This window comes from Streptomyces anatolicus (assembly GCF_019400875.1).
GTDB lineage: Bacteria > Actinomycetota > Actinomycetes > Streptomycetales > Streptomycetaceae > Streptomyces > Streptomyces anatolicus.
In genome coordinates, this window is sequence record NZ_WMBF01000837.1 from 1 (window position 1) to 1,256 (window position 1,256).

1 protein-coding gene is annotated in these 1,256 nt (G+C 76.4%); it reads left to right on the plus strand.

Going from position 1 to position 1,256, the window contains the following annotated elements; genetic code table 11:
- Nucleotides 1–1,082 (plus strand): tetratricopeptide repeat protein (locus GKQ77_RS32840; protein ID WP_308117859.1); only part of this gene is annotated, 1,082 nt, incomplete at its 5' end.
- Between the last annotated feature and the right edge of the window lie 174 nt (nucleotides 1,083–1,256).

The following is a 1,256-nucleotide window of genomic DNA, read 5'->3' on the forward strand; positions in this document are numbered from 1 at the left end:
CCCGGCGTCTGCCCGTGCCGCGCCCCGACCCGGACGACGACCACCACGGCGAGCTGAGCAGGCTCAGCGACGACGACCCCGAGGCGCTGCTCCAGCACACCGGCGACTGGCGGGACTCCCCCGAGGTGCATCTGCTGCGCTGCCGGCTGCGGCTGCGGGTGGCGCCGGACACCGACCCCGAGGCCCTGCCTGCCGCCGAGACCGCGCTCGCCCTCGCCGAGACCGCGCTCGCGCTGGCCGAGGACGCCATAGGGCCCGCGAAGGCGCCGTACGACTGGCGTCTGGACTGGCACCGGGGGCTGCTCGCACTCGCCCGCTCCCGGGTGGCCGAGGCCCGCGACCACTTCGACCGGGTGTACGGGGCGATCCCCGGTGAGTACGCGCCGAAGCTGGCACTCGGCCACTGCGCCGAGCATCTGCGGCGACCCCACGAGGCCCTGACCTTCTACGAGGCCGTACGGCTGCGCAATCCCTCGCTGGGCAGCGCGGCCTTCGGCGCCGCCCGCGCCCGGCTCGCCCTCGGCGGCCCCGACGCCCTCGCGGACGCGATCGCCGCGCTGGACGCCGTGCCCCAGCACTCCCGGCACCGCACCGCCGCCCGTACCGCCGCCGTCCGTATCCGCGCCGACCACGCGCGGGACGCCGAAGGACTCGGCACGGCGGTGCGGGGCCTCGCCCAGCTCTTCTCCGCGCACGGCCTGACCGACGAACAGGCCCGCATGCGGATGAAGGCGGAGGTGTGGGGCGTGGCCCACCGCCTGCTCGCCCCGCCCGACGGCGTGCCCCGGGTGACCGGCGCCGAGCTGCGGGCCGTCGCCGCCAGGGCCGATCCGCTGCTCGAATTCCCGCCGGACGAGCGGCGGTTGCGCAAGGACCTCTCCCGCTTCTACCGGGGCCTTGCCCTCCAGGCCGCCCGCGACGCGCCACCGCGGGCGGCCGAGGTGCCGCTCGCCGAACTCCTCCTGGACCGCGCCTACGCGGTACGCCCCTTCGCCTTACGACACCACAGGGACACCCCATGGCCGGGCAAGAAGATCAGGAACTGGGTCAGGAACAACGCGCCTACGCAGAACGGGGGTTGAGCCGCGAAGAAAAGGGGGCGCGCGCCCGCGTCGGCCTTGAGGTGAGCCAGGTCGTCGAGCTGCCCCGGCCCCGGCCGCCGGGGACGGAGGAACCGGCGCGGATGTACGCGGTGCTCACGGTGACGGTCCGCAGACCCGGCGCCCCCGCGCCCGCCGCGCCGGACAGCCCGGCCC